Origin of the sequence: Agrobacterium tumefaciens, from assembly GCA_025559845.1 — a bacterium.
GTDB lineage: Bacteria > Pseudomonadota > Alphaproteobacteria > Rhizobiales > Rhizobiaceae > Agrobacterium.
Genome location: CP048469.1, coordinates 2042151 through 2057947, shown reverse-complemented (window position 1 = coordinate 2057947; position 15797 = coordinate 2042151). Strand labels below are relative to the sequence as shown.

General features: G+C 62.8%; 18 protein-coding genes and 1 pseudogene. 17 read left to right on the top strand and 2 right to left on the bottom strand.

The features are described from left to right. Positions 1 to 31: 31 nt before the first annotated feature. From FY156_10560 to csrA, 14 genes and pseudogenes are all read left to right on the top strand, one after another. Positions 32 to 892 carry a pirin family protein gene (locus tag FY156_10560; protein ID UXS01875.1) on the top strand — a complete coding sequence of 287 codons (861 nt, stop codon included), beginning with the start codon at positions 32 to 34 and terminating at the stop codon, positions 890 to 892. 126 nt (positions 893 to 1018) lie between these two features. Further along, positions 1019 to 2095 carry an alkene reductase gene (locus FY156_10555; protein UXS01874.1) on the top strand — a complete coding sequence of 359 codons (1077 nt, stop codon included), beginning with the start codon at positions 1019 to 1021 and terminating at the stop codon, positions 2093 to 2095. Positions 2096 to 2133: 38 nt separating this feature from the next. Beyond that, positions 2134 to 2451, top strand: coding sequence for a DoxX family protein (locus FY156_10550; GenBank protein ID UXS01873.1), 318 nt, complete (start codon positions 2134 to 2136; stop codon positions 2449 to 2451). Between the two features lie 97 nt (positions 2452 to 2548). Then, a complete protein-coding gene (locus tag FY156_10545; GenBank protein UXS01872.1) occupies positions 2549 to 3166 on the top strand; it encodes an isochorismatase family protein in 618 nt (205 codons plus the stop codon). A gap of 144 nt (positions 3167 to 3310) precedes the next feature. Continuing rightward, a pseudogene (locus FY156_10540) lies at positions 3311 to 3418 on the top strand (SDR family NAD(P)-dependent oxidoreductase). A 123-nt stretch (positions 3419 to 3541) separates the two neighbouring features. Next, positions 3542 to 5920, top strand: coding sequence for a membrane-bound PQQ-dependent dehydrogenase, glucose/quinate/shikimate family (locus tag FY156_10535; protein UXS03111.1), 2379 nt, complete (start codon positions 3542 to 3544; stop codon positions 5918 to 5920). 375 nt (positions 5921 to 6295) lie between these two features. After that, positions 6296 to 6880, top strand: coding sequence for a hypothetical protein (locus FY156_10530; GenBank protein UXS01871.1), 585 nt, complete (start codon positions 6296 to 6298; stop codon positions 6878 to 6880). After that, positions 6877 to 7524, top strand: a complete 648-nt coding sequence (locus FY156_10525; GenBank protein UXS01870.1) for a hypothetical protein — start codon at positions 6877 to 6879, stop codon at positions 7522 to 7524. The genes FY156_10530 and FY156_10525 overlap by 4 nt, the downstream gene beginning before the upstream one ends. 9 nt (positions 7525 to 7533) lie before the next feature. Then, positions 7534 to 8274 carry a TIGR03759 family integrating conjugative element protein gene (locus FY156_10520; protein UXS01869.1) on the top strand — a complete coding sequence of 247 codons (741 nt, stop codon included), beginning with the start codon at positions 7534 to 7536 and terminating at the stop codon, positions 8272 to 8274. Continuing rightward, positions 8259 to 8843 carry a lytic transglycosylase domain-containing protein gene (locus FY156_10515; protein ID UXS01868.1) on the top strand — a complete coding sequence of 195 codons (585 nt, stop codon included), beginning with the start codon at positions 8259 to 8261 and terminating at the stop codon, positions 8841 to 8843. Before FY156_10520 ends, FY156_10515 begins: the two co-directional genes overlap by 16 nt. Continuing rightward, entirely contained in the window at positions 8840 to 9394 is a 555-nt protein-coding gene (locus FY156_10510; GenBank protein ID UXS01867.1) for an integrating conjugative element protein, read from the top strand. Before FY156_10515 ends, FY156_10510 begins: the two co-directional genes overlap by 4 nt. Before the next feature lie 10 nt (positions 9395 to 9404). Further along, positions 9405 to 11573, top strand: coding sequence for a type IV conjugative transfer system coupling protein TraD (traD, locus tag FY156_10505; protein ID UXS01866.1), 2169 nt, complete (start codon positions 9405 to 9407; stop codon positions 11571 to 11573). Beyond that, complete coding sequence (locus FY156_10500) at positions 11570 to 12319, top strand: TIGR03747 family integrating conjugative element membrane protein (GenBank protein UXS01865.1); 750 nt, start codon at positions 11570 to 11572, stop codon at positions 12317 to 12319. Before traD ends, FY156_10500 begins: the two co-directional genes overlap by 4 nt. A 275-nt stretch (positions 12320 to 12594) precedes the next feature. After that, positions 12595 to 12792 carry a carbon storage regulator CsrA gene (gene csrA / locus FY156_10495; protein UXS01864.1) on the top strand — a complete coding sequence of 66 codons (198 nt, stop codon included), beginning with the start codon at positions 12595 to 12597 and terminating at the stop codon, positions 12790 to 12792. Positions 12793 to 12842: 50 nt separating this feature from the next. On the opposite strand, the gene FY156_10490 is transcribed toward csrA, so the two are convergent. Further along, positions 12843 to 14132, bottom strand: a complete 1290-nt coding sequence (locus FY156_10490; GenBank protein UXS01863.1) for a type II toxin-antitoxin system HipA family toxin — start codon at positions 14130 to 14132, stop codon at positions 12843 to 12845. Further along, entirely contained in the window at positions 14129 to 14497 is a 369-nt protein-coding gene (locus FY156_10485; GenBank protein ID UXS01862.1) for a helix-turn-helix transcriptional regulator, read from the bottom strand. Before FY156_10485 ends, FY156_10490 begins: the two co-directional genes overlap by 4 nt. A 330-nt stretch (positions 14498 to 14827) precedes the next feature. Here FY156_10485 and FY156_10480 point away from each other — a divergent pair, with 330 nt between their 5' ends. Genes FY156_10480 through FY156_10470 form a run of 3 tightly spaced genes read left to right on the top strand, consistent with a single transcriptional unit; the run spans position 14828 to position 15796 of the window. Beyond that, positions 14828 to 15184 carry a raqprd family integrative conjugative element protein gene (locus FY156_10480; protein ID UXS01861.1) on the top strand — a complete coding sequence of 119 codons (357 nt, stop codon included), beginning with the start codon at positions 14828 to 14830 and terminating at the stop codon, positions 15182 to 15184. Then, the gene (locus tag FY156_10475) at positions 15181 to 15414 is read left to right on the top strand and encodes a TIGR03758 family integrating conjugative element protein (GenBank protein UXS01860.1); all 234 of its coding nucleotides are present in this window, start codon (positions 15181 to 15183) and stop codon (positions 15412 to 15414) included. The genes FY156_10480 and FY156_10475 overlap by 4 nt, the downstream gene beginning before the upstream one ends. A gap of 16 nt (positions 15415 to 15430) precedes the next feature. After that, positions 15431 to 15796: a TIGR03745 family integrating conjugative element membrane protein gene (locus FY156_10470; GenBank protein ID UXS01859.1), complete on the top strand. Its 366-nt coding sequence runs from the start codon at positions 15431 to 15433 to the stop codon at positions 15794 to 15796. Position 15797 lies beyond the last annotated feature (1 nt).

The window sequence follows — 15797 nt, the reverse complement described above, 5'->3', positions numbered from 1 at the left end:
TTTAGTGTGATGGCCAAGCCGGAGAACGGAGATGACTGTGCGTTTTTCCAAGGTAGTGAATGCCGCCCAGGCGGCGCACGGTGCTCACTTCGCCGCGCGCCGCCTGGATCTGCAGGGCTTGGGAGCATTCGCATTGCCGGTGATGGGCTTCGACCATTACCGGATGAGGGGGCCGACTTTTGCCCCGCATCCGCACGCGGGCTTCTCGGCGATTTCCTATATTTTCGAGAACTCGATTGGGGGATTGCGCAACCGCGATTCCCTGCAGAACGATCTGGTCATCGAGCCGGGCGCCATCGTCTGGACGCAGGCGGGCACCGGGGTCGTCCATGACGAGTTTCCCGCGCAGATCGGTCGCGAAGTACACGGAGTCCAGATATTCGTGAACCAGGCGAGATTAGCCAAGGCGTTGGCCCCCCGGATGATGCATGCGGCCGCCGCAGATGTTCCCGTTGTGATGGATACCGGGAAGAACCGCACGCGCGTGCTTTCCGGTCGCTTTTCCGGCGCCCGGAGTTCGCTGGATCCGGCAGAGGCGTTCGACCTGTTCGACGTCAAGGCCACTGGCACGTGGATATACGCCGTCCCGCCGCGTCGCAACGTGCTGGTCTACCTGTTGTCAGGATCCGTCGAGATTGCAGCCGACGACGAAATCCGACGGCTGGCCCCATTCCAGGCGGTCGCAGCACATATGGTGAAAGCTGGACAGTTGCAGGTGACTGCCCTTGAACCGGCACAGTTTCTGGTGCTCTCCGGGACCGATCCGGGGGAGCCCGTGGCCGTGCACGGGCCTTTCATCATGAACGACCAGGCACAGTTAGCCGAGGCCTTCAAGCGTTACACGAACGGCGAAATGGGTCGTTTGATGCCGCTCGACATCGTGCGCCAATGAACAGAGCGACTCCCGTGAGCTCGGTGCGGAATCCGTGCAAACCCGATAACGCCGGGGCGCCTGCTTCGAAGGCACGCTTATCACTTTATTCCTACAACCATCCATCGCGAATATGAGGACATTATCATGAGCCAGCTTTTCACCGCCGTCCGCATCGGTCGTCTCACGCTTCCCAACCGCCTGGTTATGGCCCCCATGACCCGCTCGCGCGCCGACGATGCGACCGGCGTGCCGACCGAACTGGTCGCCACCTACTATGCGCAGCGTGCCGGCGCCGGCCTCATCATCAGCGAGGGCGCCTATCCCTCGGCGACGGGCAAAGGTTACGTGCGTACACCGGGCATCATCAACGATGCGCAGGTCGCGGCCTGGAAGCACGTCACCGATGCCGTGCATGCCAAAGGCGGCCGCATCTTCATGCAGTTGATGCACGCCGGGCGCGTCTCGCACCCGTCGATGCAGCCGGGCGGCGCGCTCCCCGTGGCTCCGTCAGCGATCAAGCCGGCCGGTCAGTCCTGGACTGCCAGCGGGCCGCAGGATTACGTCGTGCCGCACGCATTGAGCGTGGCCGAGATCGCCGACGTTGTCGCCGACTATCGCACCGCCACACGCCGGGCGCTGGAAGCCGGCTTTGATGGCGTCGAGTTGCACGGCGCGTCGGGCTATCTGCCCGAGCAGTTCCTGTCCTCGGGCAGCAATCAGCGCACGGACGAGTACGGCGGCTCCATCGCCAACCGTGCCCGCTTCGTGTTGGAGGTACTGGCGGCGATGGTGGCGGAAGCGGGCGGCGATCGCGTCGGACTGAAGATCTCGCCCGAGATGAACTTCAACAGCATCACCGACGCCACGCCGCAGGAAACCTACACCTACCTCGTCGATCAGGTGCGCGGCCTCGACCTGGCCTATTTGCAGGTCTCCCTGTTCGGCGCACCCAGCGTCGATTACCACGCGCTGCTGCACCCGCGCTTCAAGGGTGCCTACCTGATCGGCAGCGGTCTCGACCAAGCCAAGGCTGAAACCCTCATCAGCGAGGGCGCGGCCGATGCCGCAGTGTTCGGTGCTGCCTTCCTCGCCAACCCCGATCTGCCCGAGCGCTTCCGTCTGGGTTCCGCGCTCAATGCGCCGGACAAGGACACCTTCTATTCGCCGGGCGCCAAGGGCTACATCGACTATCCCACCCTGAACGACGCCGCGAGCGCCTGAGCCTGCCGGTGGCACCATTCCACGCGGAGATCTACTATATGACGGCAACCATCCTGACCTGGCTTCTAGGCGCTTTCTTCCTCATCGGTGGTGGCGTCAACATCGTTGCGCCAGCCCCGATCCGGGCCGAGTTTCAGCGTTGGGGTTTTCCAGGGTGGTTCCATTTTCTTGTGGGCGCACTGGAACTGGCGGTGGCGGTCATGCTTGTGGTGCCGGGCTGGCGAACCGGCGGACTCGTTCTTGCCGCAGTCACGATGGTGAGTGCCGCCGCCGTCGTTCTCTACCACAAAGAGTACAGCCACGCCCTCATTCCCGGCGCTGTTCTGGCCGTGACCTGCATCGCTGCGTGGATCTGATGGCCTGCCGACCCGAAAACGTGACACCACCACTGCCGGCAAAACGTCCGGCGAACTAAACCCGGCCAGTGGCCGGATCACCCAAGGAGAAATTGTTATGAGCTACGACCGTCTTACACCCGACAATGCCGCCGTCCTTTTCGTCGATCATCAGACCGGCCTGTCGAACGGCGTACAGGATCAGAGCGTCCCCGAATATCTGGCTGCCGTGACCGGCCTGGTGAAGTTCGCCAAGGCGTTCAATCTTCCCGCCGTCATCACGACCAGCGCCAGCGACGGGCCTAACGGCCCTGTCTTGCCGGTAATCACCCAGACCCTTCCAAACGCGCCGGTCATCCATCGACCCGGCGAGATCAATGCCTGGGATAACGCCGAATTCGTCGCCGCGGTCGAGAAAACCGGCCGCAAGAAGCTGATCGTGGCGGGCGTCTCCACCGAAGTCTGCGTCGCCTTTGTCGCGCTGTCGGCGATCAATGCTGGCTATGACGTTTATGCGGTGATCGACGCCTCCGGCACCTGGAATAAGCTCGTCCAGGAGGTCGCCGTGGCACGCATGGTACAGGCCGGCATCAAGCCAATCACCTGGGTCGCCGTCGGTGCCGAACTCCAGGCCGATTGGCGCAAGCCGACGGGCCAGCAGCTTGGTCAGATCATGGGTGAACACCTGCCATTCTACGGCAATCTGATCGCCAGCTTCGTCGCTGCAAAGGGCTAAAACTGCGGATCCTGGACGCTCGATTACGGTGTCAAGGATCCGCCGACACATCATTGGGCCAGTTCAACCAAGGCAATAGAGGCCGCCATTATGTTCGTCATTGCTCTACCCCAGCGCCTGCCACCTCCCGGCCAAGGCCTACGTGGCGTTTCCGACGATATCGCCCGTGTGGTCTTGTTCGCTGCTTCCGATCTCGGCGCGTTCGTGTTGAACAGCGCGAATCCGGTCGCTGGTGGCGATCTGGCCAACTGATGGCGATGTACCGCTGGCCCCTGGCTTGAACGCATCCTGATCCGAATATCCGAGTTCCCTAACTAACATAAGGAAGTTTCCGTGTCTCATCAGGCTTCTACTACAAAAAAATCTGGCCGCACGATCTATGCCGTTCTGCTGGGTCTGTTTGGCCTTCCCCTGGTGATCGGCGGCATACGTCTGGTGCTGCTGGGCGGCTCTCCTTACTACCTCTTGGCGGGTATCGCCAGCCTAGTGTGCTGCATTTTGGTATGGCGTGGAAATGCCTATGCACGCCGCCTGTATGCGTCAATCCTGGTACTGACTCTGGCCTGGGCGGTCTGGGAAGCGGGATTCGATTTCTGGGGCCTGTTGCCGCGTTTGTGGCTGACCTTCCTGCTGGGCGCCGGCTTTCTGATTCCGGGGCTGGTGGCGACACTAAGCCCGGCAGCATCGCGCTCGCGATCGGCGGGCGTGTTCGTAACGGCCCTGGTCGCTGCCATCGTGGTCGGGTCCATGGCCCATCGGATTGGTGGAACACCGGTCGATCCGCTGTATCAAGCTGGTACTCAGACGGAAGCTCCAGCAGCCAGTCCCGATACTCCTGCAACAGATATAGCGAACGCCGGCAACTGGCTGCACTATGGCAATGACCGCGGCGGCACGCGTTTCAGCGCCCTGGAGCAACTGACCCCGGCCAATGTCTCGCGCCTGAAACCCATCTGGACCGTGCATGTCGGCAAGTCGGTGGATGGCGATTTGGGTGCGCTTGAAGTGACGCCGTTGAAGGTCGGCGATTCGGTCTACGTGTGCACCGGCTACAACGATGTGTTGTCCATCGACGCCGAAACCGGACACGTGAACTGGCGCTTCAAATCCGGCGCGCTGCACAAGGTCTCCTCGCATGGCGCATGCCGAGGCGTGGCCTACTACCAGGTGCCGCAGGCCACCGGCGTGTGTTCCAGCCGGATCCTCACCGCGACCATCGACGCCCGCCTGATCGCGCTGGATGCCGTCAGTGGACAGCCCTGCCCCGATTTCGGAAACAATGGCCAGGTCGATATCGACCTGCCCAATGCCGAGGGCAAGATCGAGAAGAGCTACTACTACGTCAGCTCCGCTCCGGCGATCGTGCGTGGAAAAGTCATCTTTGGCGGCTGGGTGGCCGACAACCAGTACTGGGGCGAACCGTCCGGCGTGATCCGTGGCTACGATGCAGTCACCGGCAAGTTCGCCTGGGCGTTCGACATGGGCCGCCCCGACGACCATGCCGAGCCCAAGCCCGGCGAGAGCTATACGCATTCGACCCCGAACAGCTGGGCGCCGATGAGTGCCGACGAAGAACTGGGCATGGTCTATGTACCCACGGGCAACGCCACGCCGGACTATTACGGTGCCCAGCGGCGACCGTTCGACGACAAGTATTCCAGCTCGGTGCTGGCAATCGATGCCGACACCGGTGCACTTCGCTGGTCGTTCCAGACCACGCATCACGATCTGTGGGACTATGACATCGCTTCGCAGCCGACGCTGATCGACTTGCCCGGCAAGGATGGCAGCGCTCCGGTACATGCGCTGGTCCAGCCGACCAAGCGCGGGGAGATGTTCTTGCTGGATCGCACCAACGGCCAGCCGCTGTCCGCGGTGGAAGAAGTCCCGGCACCCGGCAACCCGGCGCCTGGCGATCGCCTGAGCCCGACGCAACCGTTCTCGGTCGCGATGCCTTCGTTCCGCGGAGCGGATCTGCGCGAACGTGACATGTGGGGTACGACGCCGCTCGATCAACTCTGGTGCAGGATTAAGTTCAAGGAGGCCCGCTATGACGGCCCGCTGACGCCTCCCGGCGTGAGGCCAACCGTCGCCTACCCGGGCTTCGTGGGGGGAAGCGACTGGGGCAGCGTCTCCGTGGATCCCCAGCGTAACCTGATGATCGTGACGTCCAGCAAGGTTCCCAACTACGACCGGCTGATCCCGCGCGAAGAAGCCGACAAGTTGGGGCTGGTGCCCGCTGGCCATGGCGCGGGTGGCGACGTTGGCGGTGCCGGAGCGCAGGCCGGGACTCCGTTCGCCGCCGATATCAAGGCCTTCCTTTCTCCGCTCGGCGCTCCATGCAACGCGCCGCCGTATGGGCTGATCACGGCGGTTGATCTGACCACCCACAAGGTTATCTGGACCAAGCCACTGGGTACCGCCAGCGGTAGCGGCCCGTTCGGCATTCCATCGCACCTTCCGATCACGATGGGCACCCCCATCGCCGGCGGATCGCTGGTGACGCGCGGTAACCTGATTTTCGTTGCGGCGACGCAGGAAAGCGTGCTGCGCGCCATTGATGCCAGCACCGGCAAGGAACTGTGGAAGTCCAGTCTTCCCGCGGGCGGCCAGGCCACGCCGATGACCTATTGGTCCGATCGCAGCAAGCGACAATTCGTGGTGATCGCGGCAGGCGGCAGCCTGTTCATGGAATCCAAGCTTGGTGATGCGATCGTGGCCTATGCGTTACCGAAAGATAGCGATGGTAAATAATACAGCCGATGGTAAGTGCCTGAAAGCGGCGTGGCTAGGCGGGACGCTTGTTGGTGGCATTCGCCTGGCCATGCTAGGTGCTCCTTTTACTACGTGAAAGCCGCACCAACCGTCCTCGGCGCCGATGCCGACAATGCCTCGGTACGCAGGTTCCGCAGCCCAGAACATCGAAGAGCGAACTTGGCCCATCCTAAGAGCTCACGCAAGGTCTTAGCGCAAAGAGAACGCACCCCTGCCGACAGACAGCGAATAAGCGATAGGAAGGGGGAAGCTCTTCGAAAATAGAAATAGGGGCAGCCAGCAGTTCCCTTTGTTTGCTGATGCCCCCGCCATGAACGGCGATTGTGACGGTTCAACGCTTTAGAGAACCGACACATGCAACCATTCAGCCACTTCCATCGCCATCTGGCGGGCTGCGGCCTGCTGATCGCAGCCGCACTGATGGCCGGCTGCGCCACGACGACGCCTCCCCCGAAGGCCGCCCCCATCGCGAAGCCGGCGATCGCGCCGGCAAAACAGAGGCCGGAATTCATTCCTGTCGTGCGCTATGGCCGCTACACCCTGGTCGAACTGGCTCCGGCATCGGCACAGCATGACCTACTGTTGCAGGTAGTCGACGTTGCCATGCCCGATACGCGCAATGCGACCGTGGGCGATGCATTGCGTCACGTCCTGCTGCGTTCTGGTTACCAGCTCTGCTCGGTGGGCGAGATCACCGCGCTCAATTCACTGCCACTGCCGGCATCCCACTATCGGTTGGGGCCGATGCTGCTGCGCGATGCCCTGCTGACGCTGGCAGGCCCCGCGTGGGATCTGAAAGTCGACGATGGCGCCCGCCGGATCTGCTTCACCCGCTTTCCCCAACCAGCATCTGCTCTGAGCCAACCGGCCGCGCACTCAGCCTCGAAGGCGGCCGGTCATGTTGAAAAACGCCCGCTCATCACGGAGGTCCGGCCATGACCATCATCCCCGACTCCGGCCGCCGCTCGCGTGTACCGCTGCTGCGCGTGGCCACCATCACCTGGGTCTTGCTGATCAGCGCGGGAGCCGTAGTGAATCACGTCGCGCTGTCCAACCTTGCCACACATGCCGGGGACAACGCGCAAAGTGGGCAAGTCGCGGCCATGGAAGCACGGCTGGCGGAATTGGGACAGCAGATCGAAGCTCAGCGCCAACGGCCCGACGCGTTAACGACCGCGCAGTTCGAAACCGAGCGCCAGGCCATCGAGCAACGGGTTTCCAGGATCGAGCAGGCGCTTGGTAAACGGCTGACGGCCGAAAGCCTCTCTCCATTGCAAAGCCGCATCGAGCAGTTGGAGACCCGCATGGCGAAAGCCGCCCAGGTCGCTCCCACCCCAACCCGGACGCGGAAGACCCAGGCCTCCAAGCCCAAGGCGGCGGTGCCTCCATTCAAGGTCATCGGCCTCGAAATGCGCGGCGGCGAACGCTTTTTGTCGATCCTGCCTACGGGAGCCGCTGCCTCGCCCCTGACAGGCGTTCTGCGGCCCGGCGAAACGGAGGCCGGCTGGCGGCTGGAAACCATCGAAGACCACACCGCGGTGTTCCAGAACGGCGGCCAGGTTCTTCGCGTGGTTGCGCCGTAGGAGGGCCAGATGAACCACAGGATCATTTCGCTTGCACTGGCGACCAGCCTTGCCGTCGGTGCCGTCTCCGCGGCAACGGCGCAAAACGCGCGCACAGCCGCTTCTCCTGTCGTTCCCAGCCAGGAACAGCCAACGATCGCGACCAACAGCGACGAACAGAATGCGCGCGACTGGGGACTTCGCCCGGAGGAATGGACGCGCTACCGGGAAGTGATGCGGGGGCCGCTGGGAATCTTTTCTCCCAATCTCGATCCGTTGACAGCACTTGGCATCGAGGCACGGTCGGACGACGAGCGCCGCCGTTACGCTGAATTGCAGGTGCAGGTCGAAGCACGCCGCGTCGAGAAAACATTGGCTTATCAGCGCGCCTATGACGCCGCCTGGCAACGCCTGCATCCCGGCATGCAGCGCGTCAATCTGCCTGGTGCCAACGCCGCTTCCAGTGCGAGCGCTGCATCAAGTGATGAGCGCCGGATGGCGGTATTCGTCAAGGACGAATGCGCGCCGTGCGGTCAGCTTGTCCAGCAATTGCAGGCTTCGGGAAACGAGTTCGATCTCTACATGGTCGGAAGCCGCCAGGATGATGCCCGCATCCGCGAATGGGCCAAGCGGGAGCGTATCGACCCCTCCCGTGTTCGCAACGGCTCCATCACCCTCAACCACGACGCAGGCCGCTGGTTGTCACTGGGCCTGCAGGGAGATCTGCCAGCCGTCGTGCGGCAGGTTGGCGATCAATGGCAACGGCAGTGAACCGTTACGCACGCCTGCTCGCGCTGCTGGCCGGCTTGATGGCCGGGACCGCCCAGGCCAACGCCCAGGAGATACCGCCACCTGCCTACCAGGTCGCAGCCCAACGTGCCGATATTCCGTCCCCGGTTCTATATGCAGTGGCCCTGCAGGAAAGCGGCCTGCAGCGTGGCGGACGACTGGTTCCCTGGCCCTGGACACTGAACGTAGCGGGTGCGGCCCGCCGTTTTAGCAGCCACGCAGAGGCCTGCGAGGGGCTGCGCAAGGCGCTACGTGAAGTTCCGCCAACCCGCATCGACGCAGGACTGGCTCAGGTCAACCTGGGCTACCAGAAGCACCGCTACAGCCGCCCCTGCGATCTGCTCGATCCATACCGCAACCTCGCCATCGCGGCCGAAATCCTGCGTGAACAACACACGCCCGGCGAGGACTGGTTGGTCGCCATCGGTCGCTATCACCGTCCAGCCGGCGGCGCACCAGCTGCGCGCTACCGGCGCAGCGTCAGCCAGCACCTGGCGCGCGTGGTCGGTCCTTCCCGTACGGACGCTTCCACAAGGAGGAATACACCATGAAACCTGCCTTCGCCCTTGGCGCCGTGAGGCCGATTCTTTGCGCGTTGTTGTGCGCCGTTGTTCTGCCAGCCCTGGCGGCGGGCCAGCCGCCTCTCGTCGTGGTCGAGGACCATGGAGGCAGTTCCGCTTTGCCTTACTACCAGGCGCTGGACCTGCCGCCACGCCAGGATCAACCGAGTCCGCCACGTATCTCCGTGCCGCCGTCCGGAGGCAAGACCTTCAGCGAAGCAGATATGCTGCCGGTGCGCTCGGAGCGGTTGTCGCCTGGCGATGAGCCTCGCCGGGTGATCCAGGCTCCGGGTCTTACTCCAGTCTTCCTCATCGGTGATGACGAGCGCTCACGCGCATGGCTGCTTGAGCGCAAGGCGGCACTGACCGAAATCAGCGCCATCGGTCTCGTGGTCAATGTCGGATCGGCAGAGACACTGGCGGGACTGCGCAAGCTGGCGCCCGAGCTCACCTTGTCCCCCGTATCGGGTGACGACCTCGCTCAGCGGCTCGGACTGCGGCACTACCCGGTCCTGATCACCGCCAGCGGCATCGAGCAGTGAGCAAGCCGTCATGGCCCAGCCTCATGCGGTCGAAGTGCTGCTGCGGCCAGCGGTGGAGCTATACACCGTTGCGGTTTGCGCCGGCGCCGCGTTGGTGTGCATGGTGGCACCATGGTCGCTCGCGTTAAGCCCGCTGCTGGGATCCGGCAGCGCTCTGGCATTCCTCGTCTTTGGCGGCATCCGCCTGCGCGAGGCGATGGCCATCTTGCGATACCGCCGCAATATCCGCCGCCTGCCTCGCTATGTCATGACCAGTCGCCAGGTGCCGGTCAGTCGGCAGCGCCTGTTTATCGGCCGCGGCTTTCGCTGGGACCAGCGCCACACGCACCGGCTGATGCAGACCTATCGGCCGGAATTCCGGCGCTACGTCGAGCCGACACCGATCTACCGCCTTGCCCGGCGCGTTGAAGAGCGTCTGGAGTTCGCACCGTTTCCACTTTCGAAGCTCGCCCGGGTGATAGCATGGGACAACCCGTTGAATCCCGCGCGGCCGCTGCCACCAGTGGGAGGCATGCCACGCCTGCACGGCATCGAACCGCACGAAATCGACGTCACCCTGCCGCTCGGCGAACGGGTCGGCCACTCGCTTGTGCTGGGCACCACGCGCGTCGGCAAGACCCGGCTGGCCGAATTGTTCATCACCCAGGACATCCGCCGGCGCAACGCCGCCGGAGAGCATGAGGTCGTTATCGCTTTCGACCCCAAGGGTGACGCAGACCTTTTGAAACGAATGTACGTCGAGGCCAAACGCGCCGGGCGCGAGGGCGAGTTCTATGTGTTTCATCTGGGATGGCCCGACATTTCGTCACGCTACAACGCCGTGGGGCGCTTCGGCCGTATCAGTGAAGTGGCGACCCGCATCGCAGGGCAGCTTTCGGGCGAAGGCAACAGTGCGGCGTTCCGTGAATTCGCATGGCGCTTCGTCAACATCATCGCCAGAGCCCTGGTGGAACTGGGGCAGCGGCCGGACTACCTACTGATCCAGCGCCATGTGGTGAACATCGACGCCCTGTTCATCGAATATGCCCAACACTACTTCGCCAGCCATGAGCAGAAGGCGTGGGAGGTCATCGTCCAACTCGAAGGCCGGATCAACGACAAGAATACGCCTCGTCACATGATGGGCCGCGAGAAGCGCGTGGTAGCGTTGGAGCAGTATCTCTCCCAGGTGCGCGTGTACGATCCCGTGCTCGATGGTCTGCGTTCGGCAGTGCGTTATGACCGCACCTATTTCGACAAGATCGTCGCGTCTTTGTTGCCGTTGCTCGAAAAGCTCACGACCGGCAAAACCGCGCAGCTGCTCGCGCCGAACTATTCCGACCTGAACGATCCGCGGCCGATCTTCGACTGGATGCAGATCATCCGCAAGAGGGCGGTCGTCTACGTTGGCCTTGATGCGCTGTCGGATGCGGAGGTCGCGGCAGCGGTCGGCAACTCGATGTTCAGCGATCTGGTATCCGTGGCCGGACACATCTACAAATTCGGGATCGATGACGGGCTTCCCGGCACGGCCTCCGGGGTGAAATTGCCGATCAACGTCCATGCCGACGAATTCAACGAACTCATGGGCGATGAATTCATCCCCATGGTCAACAAGGGCGGCGGCGCCGGCCTGCAAGTCACGGCCTACACCCAGACCCTCAGTGATATCGAAGCGAGGATCGGCAACCGTGCCAAAGCCGGCCAGGTGGTCGGCAACTTCAATAATCTCTTCATGTTGCGCGTGCGCGAAACAGCGACGGCAGAGTTGCTGACCAAGCAGCTTCCAAAGGTCGAGGTCTACACTACGTCGCTGATGAGCGGCGCAACCGACAGTTCGGATATTCGCGGGCAGACCGATTTCACCAGCAACACCCAGGACAGGATCACGACCACCAGCGTGCCGTTGATCGAGCCGGCGCACGTGGTGGCACTACCGAAAGGGCAGGCCTTTGCATTGCTGGAGGGTGGGAACCTCTGGAAGGTGCGCATGCCGTTGCCGGCGCCAGATCCCGACGAGGCGATGCCCAGGGATCTGCAACAACTGGCGGGCTACATGCGTCAGCACTACGTGGAGGCTGGCGACTGGTGGGAAAACCAGGGACTTCCGGGCCTGCAGGATGAACCGCTACCGGACGACCTGCTGGACGACTTTCGGCATATCACCTCGGCCGCGGCCGATGGCGAGGCGGTCATATGAGTGATCCGGCCGCCACCGCGCAACGCCAGCAGAACCGCCAGCAAGGACTGATCGCAGGCATCATCACGCTGCCGTTTCGCCTATTCGGCGTTCTGTGCGGCTCGCTGCTCCTTTGCATCGTCATCGAATGCGTGGGCATGCACCTGTTCTGGCCGGATCAAGGATGGCGGCACGCACAGGGAATGCTCGACTATGAACTGGCCCAGCTCTCCGGTCATTTCACCCGCAGCGCTCTGGTGCAGGAACCGGGACGCACCGCGCATTGGCTGGTCGAACAGGCCTACGAGTGGATCTTCGTCAAGACAGGCTTCCTGGAGTGGATGCGCAACGCCGCGAACCAGGCCAGCGCCCCCAGCCACAGCGGAACGCGCGATTTCCGGTACTACATCAGCCAGGCATATGTCTGGATAGAAAGCTACCTGATCGCTGCAGCGTTCACGACCCTGGTCTTCCTCGTGCGCCTGATGGTGCTGGTGCTGACGTTGCCGCTATTCCTGATGGCCGCCTTCGTAGGGCTGGTCGACGGCCTGGTGCGCCGCGACATCCGCCGCTTCGGCGCCGGACGCGAATCCGGCTTCATCTATCATCGCGCCAAAGCATCGCTGATGCCGCTGGCCGTGCTGCCATGGGTGATCTACCTGGCGCTACCCCTGAGTGTCAGCCCCTTGCTCATCCTGCTGCCCAGCGCGGTGCTGCTGGGACTGGCGACGGACATCGCAGCCGGAAGCTTCAAGAAATATTTGTGAGCCACCAACATGATGGTCGCGCCAATGGCTCATTTTTGAAAATTGATCGGCAGTAACGATCAATATCTCATTATTGATCTGCGAAAACATTTATGAAAAGCGAAATACTTCTGCCATGATGAAATTCCACCCGGTACTTCACAATAAGGAAGCCCGGAGTGAAATAGCGACTAACACCTTGGGAAATACGCTCGCGCTTTCATTGGCGGGCTCTTTCTTTCGCTCGCAAATGGCTTTTCCGACAAACAGCAAAAATCGCCAGCAAGGAGGGCCATATGCTTATTCTGACGCGCCGCATTGGCGAGATCATCCGTATCGGCGACGACATCACTGTCACTGTCCTTGGCGTCAACGGCCAGCAGGTTAAATTCGGCACGACCGCGCCAAGGGACGTGGATGTTCATCGGCAGGAAATCTACGAGCGAATTCATCACGGAAGCGCTTCGGGTTTCTCCGGCAAGCATCCTTATTAGAAGCTGTGAATCCGGGCGCGGCTGTTAGCGCCCGTATCCTCCAGACTGGATCAGCCGAGCAACGCTTTCGCAAGCGACATCTGCTCGTGCTCGAACGCCGGCGCGAAGTCGTCCAGTTCGTTCGAGCGCAGCCCCACCGCCGCCCCCAGCGCGACCTCCCGCCAATCCAGTACGGCGGCATGCACCTCCTCCAGCACAGCCAGCGCATCGTTCCTGCTCAATGAGAAATAGGCGCTTCGGGCCAGCAGCATCTCAAGGTCGGTGATCGGTCCGTCCTGCTCCGACAGCCAGGTCTTCGATTCCCGATCCTTGTCGGGAAAAGGATTGACGTCGAAAGCCGGCGCCAGCCGCCAAAGCCCCTTTTCGACGTGCAGAAAGCCATGGTTCTGTAGATGGTCATCCACATTGGTGATCAGCAGATTGAACACCAGCCGACGCCATAATTGTTGCACGTCTGCGGTTGGTGAATACCCCACAGAACGAATCGCGTCGGCGATCTCGGTATAGCTTCGGTCCTCTTCACGGGAGGCCTGGAGCAACGAAGCAGCGGATTGGTACGGAATGCGTCCATCGACCCCATCGCGATCGAAGCGGCGAATGACCGCGACCGGCGTGCCCTCAATCTCGACGACGCGGGCAGGCGCGGCATCGATGCCGGCGCGCTGCGCCAGGCACAGGGCCAGTACCTCGCCGCGCGTCACGCTGCGCGCATCCCCCACGCTCGGGAATTTTCCGATCGCCAGCGCGCCATCCTCATCGACCACCGTGCTCTTGGGACGCATGCCGCCAAGCGACGTGCCCTTTCCCTGCAGGTAGCGCAGATCCTCGGTGCTTTCCTGGCCTTGCTCGACCGCGCGGCTGGCCTGGTAGATGCGCTGCAGCTCCAGAAGCGGCGGCGTGCTGCGCCGGCCTTCATCGACCGTCCTGCAATAGCGGCCGCCCTGATCGCGCAGGCGCAAGGCGCCCACCCGGCTGAAGTCGTCGACCGCCAGCAGGTAATCCAGTTCGGTCAGCGGTGCGAGTGCTGCGTTGTCCTTGCGGCGCCTGGCGTGGTCCCGCGCGATGACCCTGCGCCCCCAGGCGTCCGGAGCCGTATCGGCAAGGGCGAAGTGAAAGACCGAATCGTGCGCTGACGGCGCGCGGCGTGGCTGATAGCCAGAGTGAAGCGCAAGGTCGGCGGACACATTGAACCCGTGCGGGCTTGCCAGCCAGCTCTGGTCGTAGGCAAAGGTGGTGTTTTCGCGGCGCCCCTGCTTGACATAGACGAGGGTGCCGACAGGCGTGCCGGCCTTGCCGATGCAGACCTGGATCTGCTGGCGTATAGAAACTGCGGATTTCATAGCGCCCCCGATGTCGGTGACTTGCTGCGCACGCGTTTGGGAAGGTGTTCGTCCATCAATGTCAGGCCGATGTCGTCGCGCGCGGTATCCAGCAACCCAGCCAGGGCCTGTATCTCGCCAAAGACATGCAGGGCGCGGGCGAAGAAGTGGATGGGCACACGCACATCGCCTTTTTCCATGCGCCGGACGGTAGACACGGATGCGCCCATCCGCTCGGCCAGAGAGGCCTGCGAAATCCGGCGGCGCCTACGCGCCAGCGCGACGTCGCTGCCGAGCTTGCGGATCGCACGCTCGACAGGCAACGGCAGTGGTGCATCTAATTTATCGCTCTCACGGGAGCGCCTATCATCGTTATCTGCCTTCATGAGACGGATTATTGCATTTCCCGCCCAAACTTTCAATAACCACTCCCAAGGGAGCGAGAGTATCGCATAAGCACTCTCATGAGACGCTTTTATGCGTTTCCTGCGTGCCTATTTCCAACGCGGGCGTACAAGCCGCATTCGATCCCCCACCGCGCTCCGACACCCTTGGAGCACCCAGAACCGACCGTAGCCGATACCTCATGTGCTCATCCAGACGCTCACACACCCAGCATCCCAAGAATGTGGTGAGCCGCCAGTTCCTATTGTTTGCGGCTTTCACGCGCTCGCCGCCGCAGCATCAAGCCATTACGCATCAACGGGGAATGCACGATGGCACGGTCCTACCGCTCGGCACTTGCAAGGCGCAGCGCGCTCGCGGCGCTGGTGCTTGCCGGCCTGTCGACGGCTCTGCCGGCGACCGCGGCCGACGACAGCAATGAGAAGGAACATCTGGCGGCAGTCGTTCGCCAGCTGGATCTGCTCGATCGCCTCGCGAAGCAATCCGCCGCGACCGCATCGCAGGAGCGCGCCCGCTATCACTTCGACTACACGCGCCTTGCTGCTGACCTGCAGCGCATGCGGGCCGGCATCAACGACTACCTGACGCCGCAGCGCGCCCAGCCACGCGACCCCGCGGCATTGCAGGGCGACTACCGACAGGACTCCGAACAGGAGCCGAAGAAATGAATGCCAGCCAGGTCACCGCCTTCCAGGCCAACGGCGGCTTCACCCCATCCGCCGTATCCGTCGTGCTGGTCGGCGCCGTGTTCGCGGTCCTGCTCTTGTGGGGCGTGTGGGCGCTGCGCACTGCCTATGTCGGCTGGTCGGAGCAGCGGATTTCCCAGCGTCAGTTCCTCGGCGTCGCGGTGCGTTTTGTCGCGATGTACGTCGTGCTGACTTTTTTCCTCCTCTCGTAACGCAAAGGCTCACATCATGAACCCGGTTTCGCATCCCTTCCGCTCCACGCGCATCGCAGCCCTGGCGTCCCTGCCGGCGTTTGCCATGCTGAGTTCACTCGCCCAGGCCCAGGGCCTGCCCACGCTTGAAGACCCGTCGCGCGGCACGGGCTCGGGCATCATGGATACGCTGCGCAACTACGGCTACGACATCGTGATGCTGATCGCCTTGCTGGTGGTCGCGTCGATGTTCGTGGGCGTGTGCTACCACGCCTACGGCACGTATGCCGAAATCCACACGGGCCGCAAAACCTGGGGACAGTTCGGTTTGACGGTGGCAGTTGGCGCGGTCCTGCTGGTCGTCGGCATCTGGCTGCTCACCGAAGCCACCGGCGTTCTGTGAG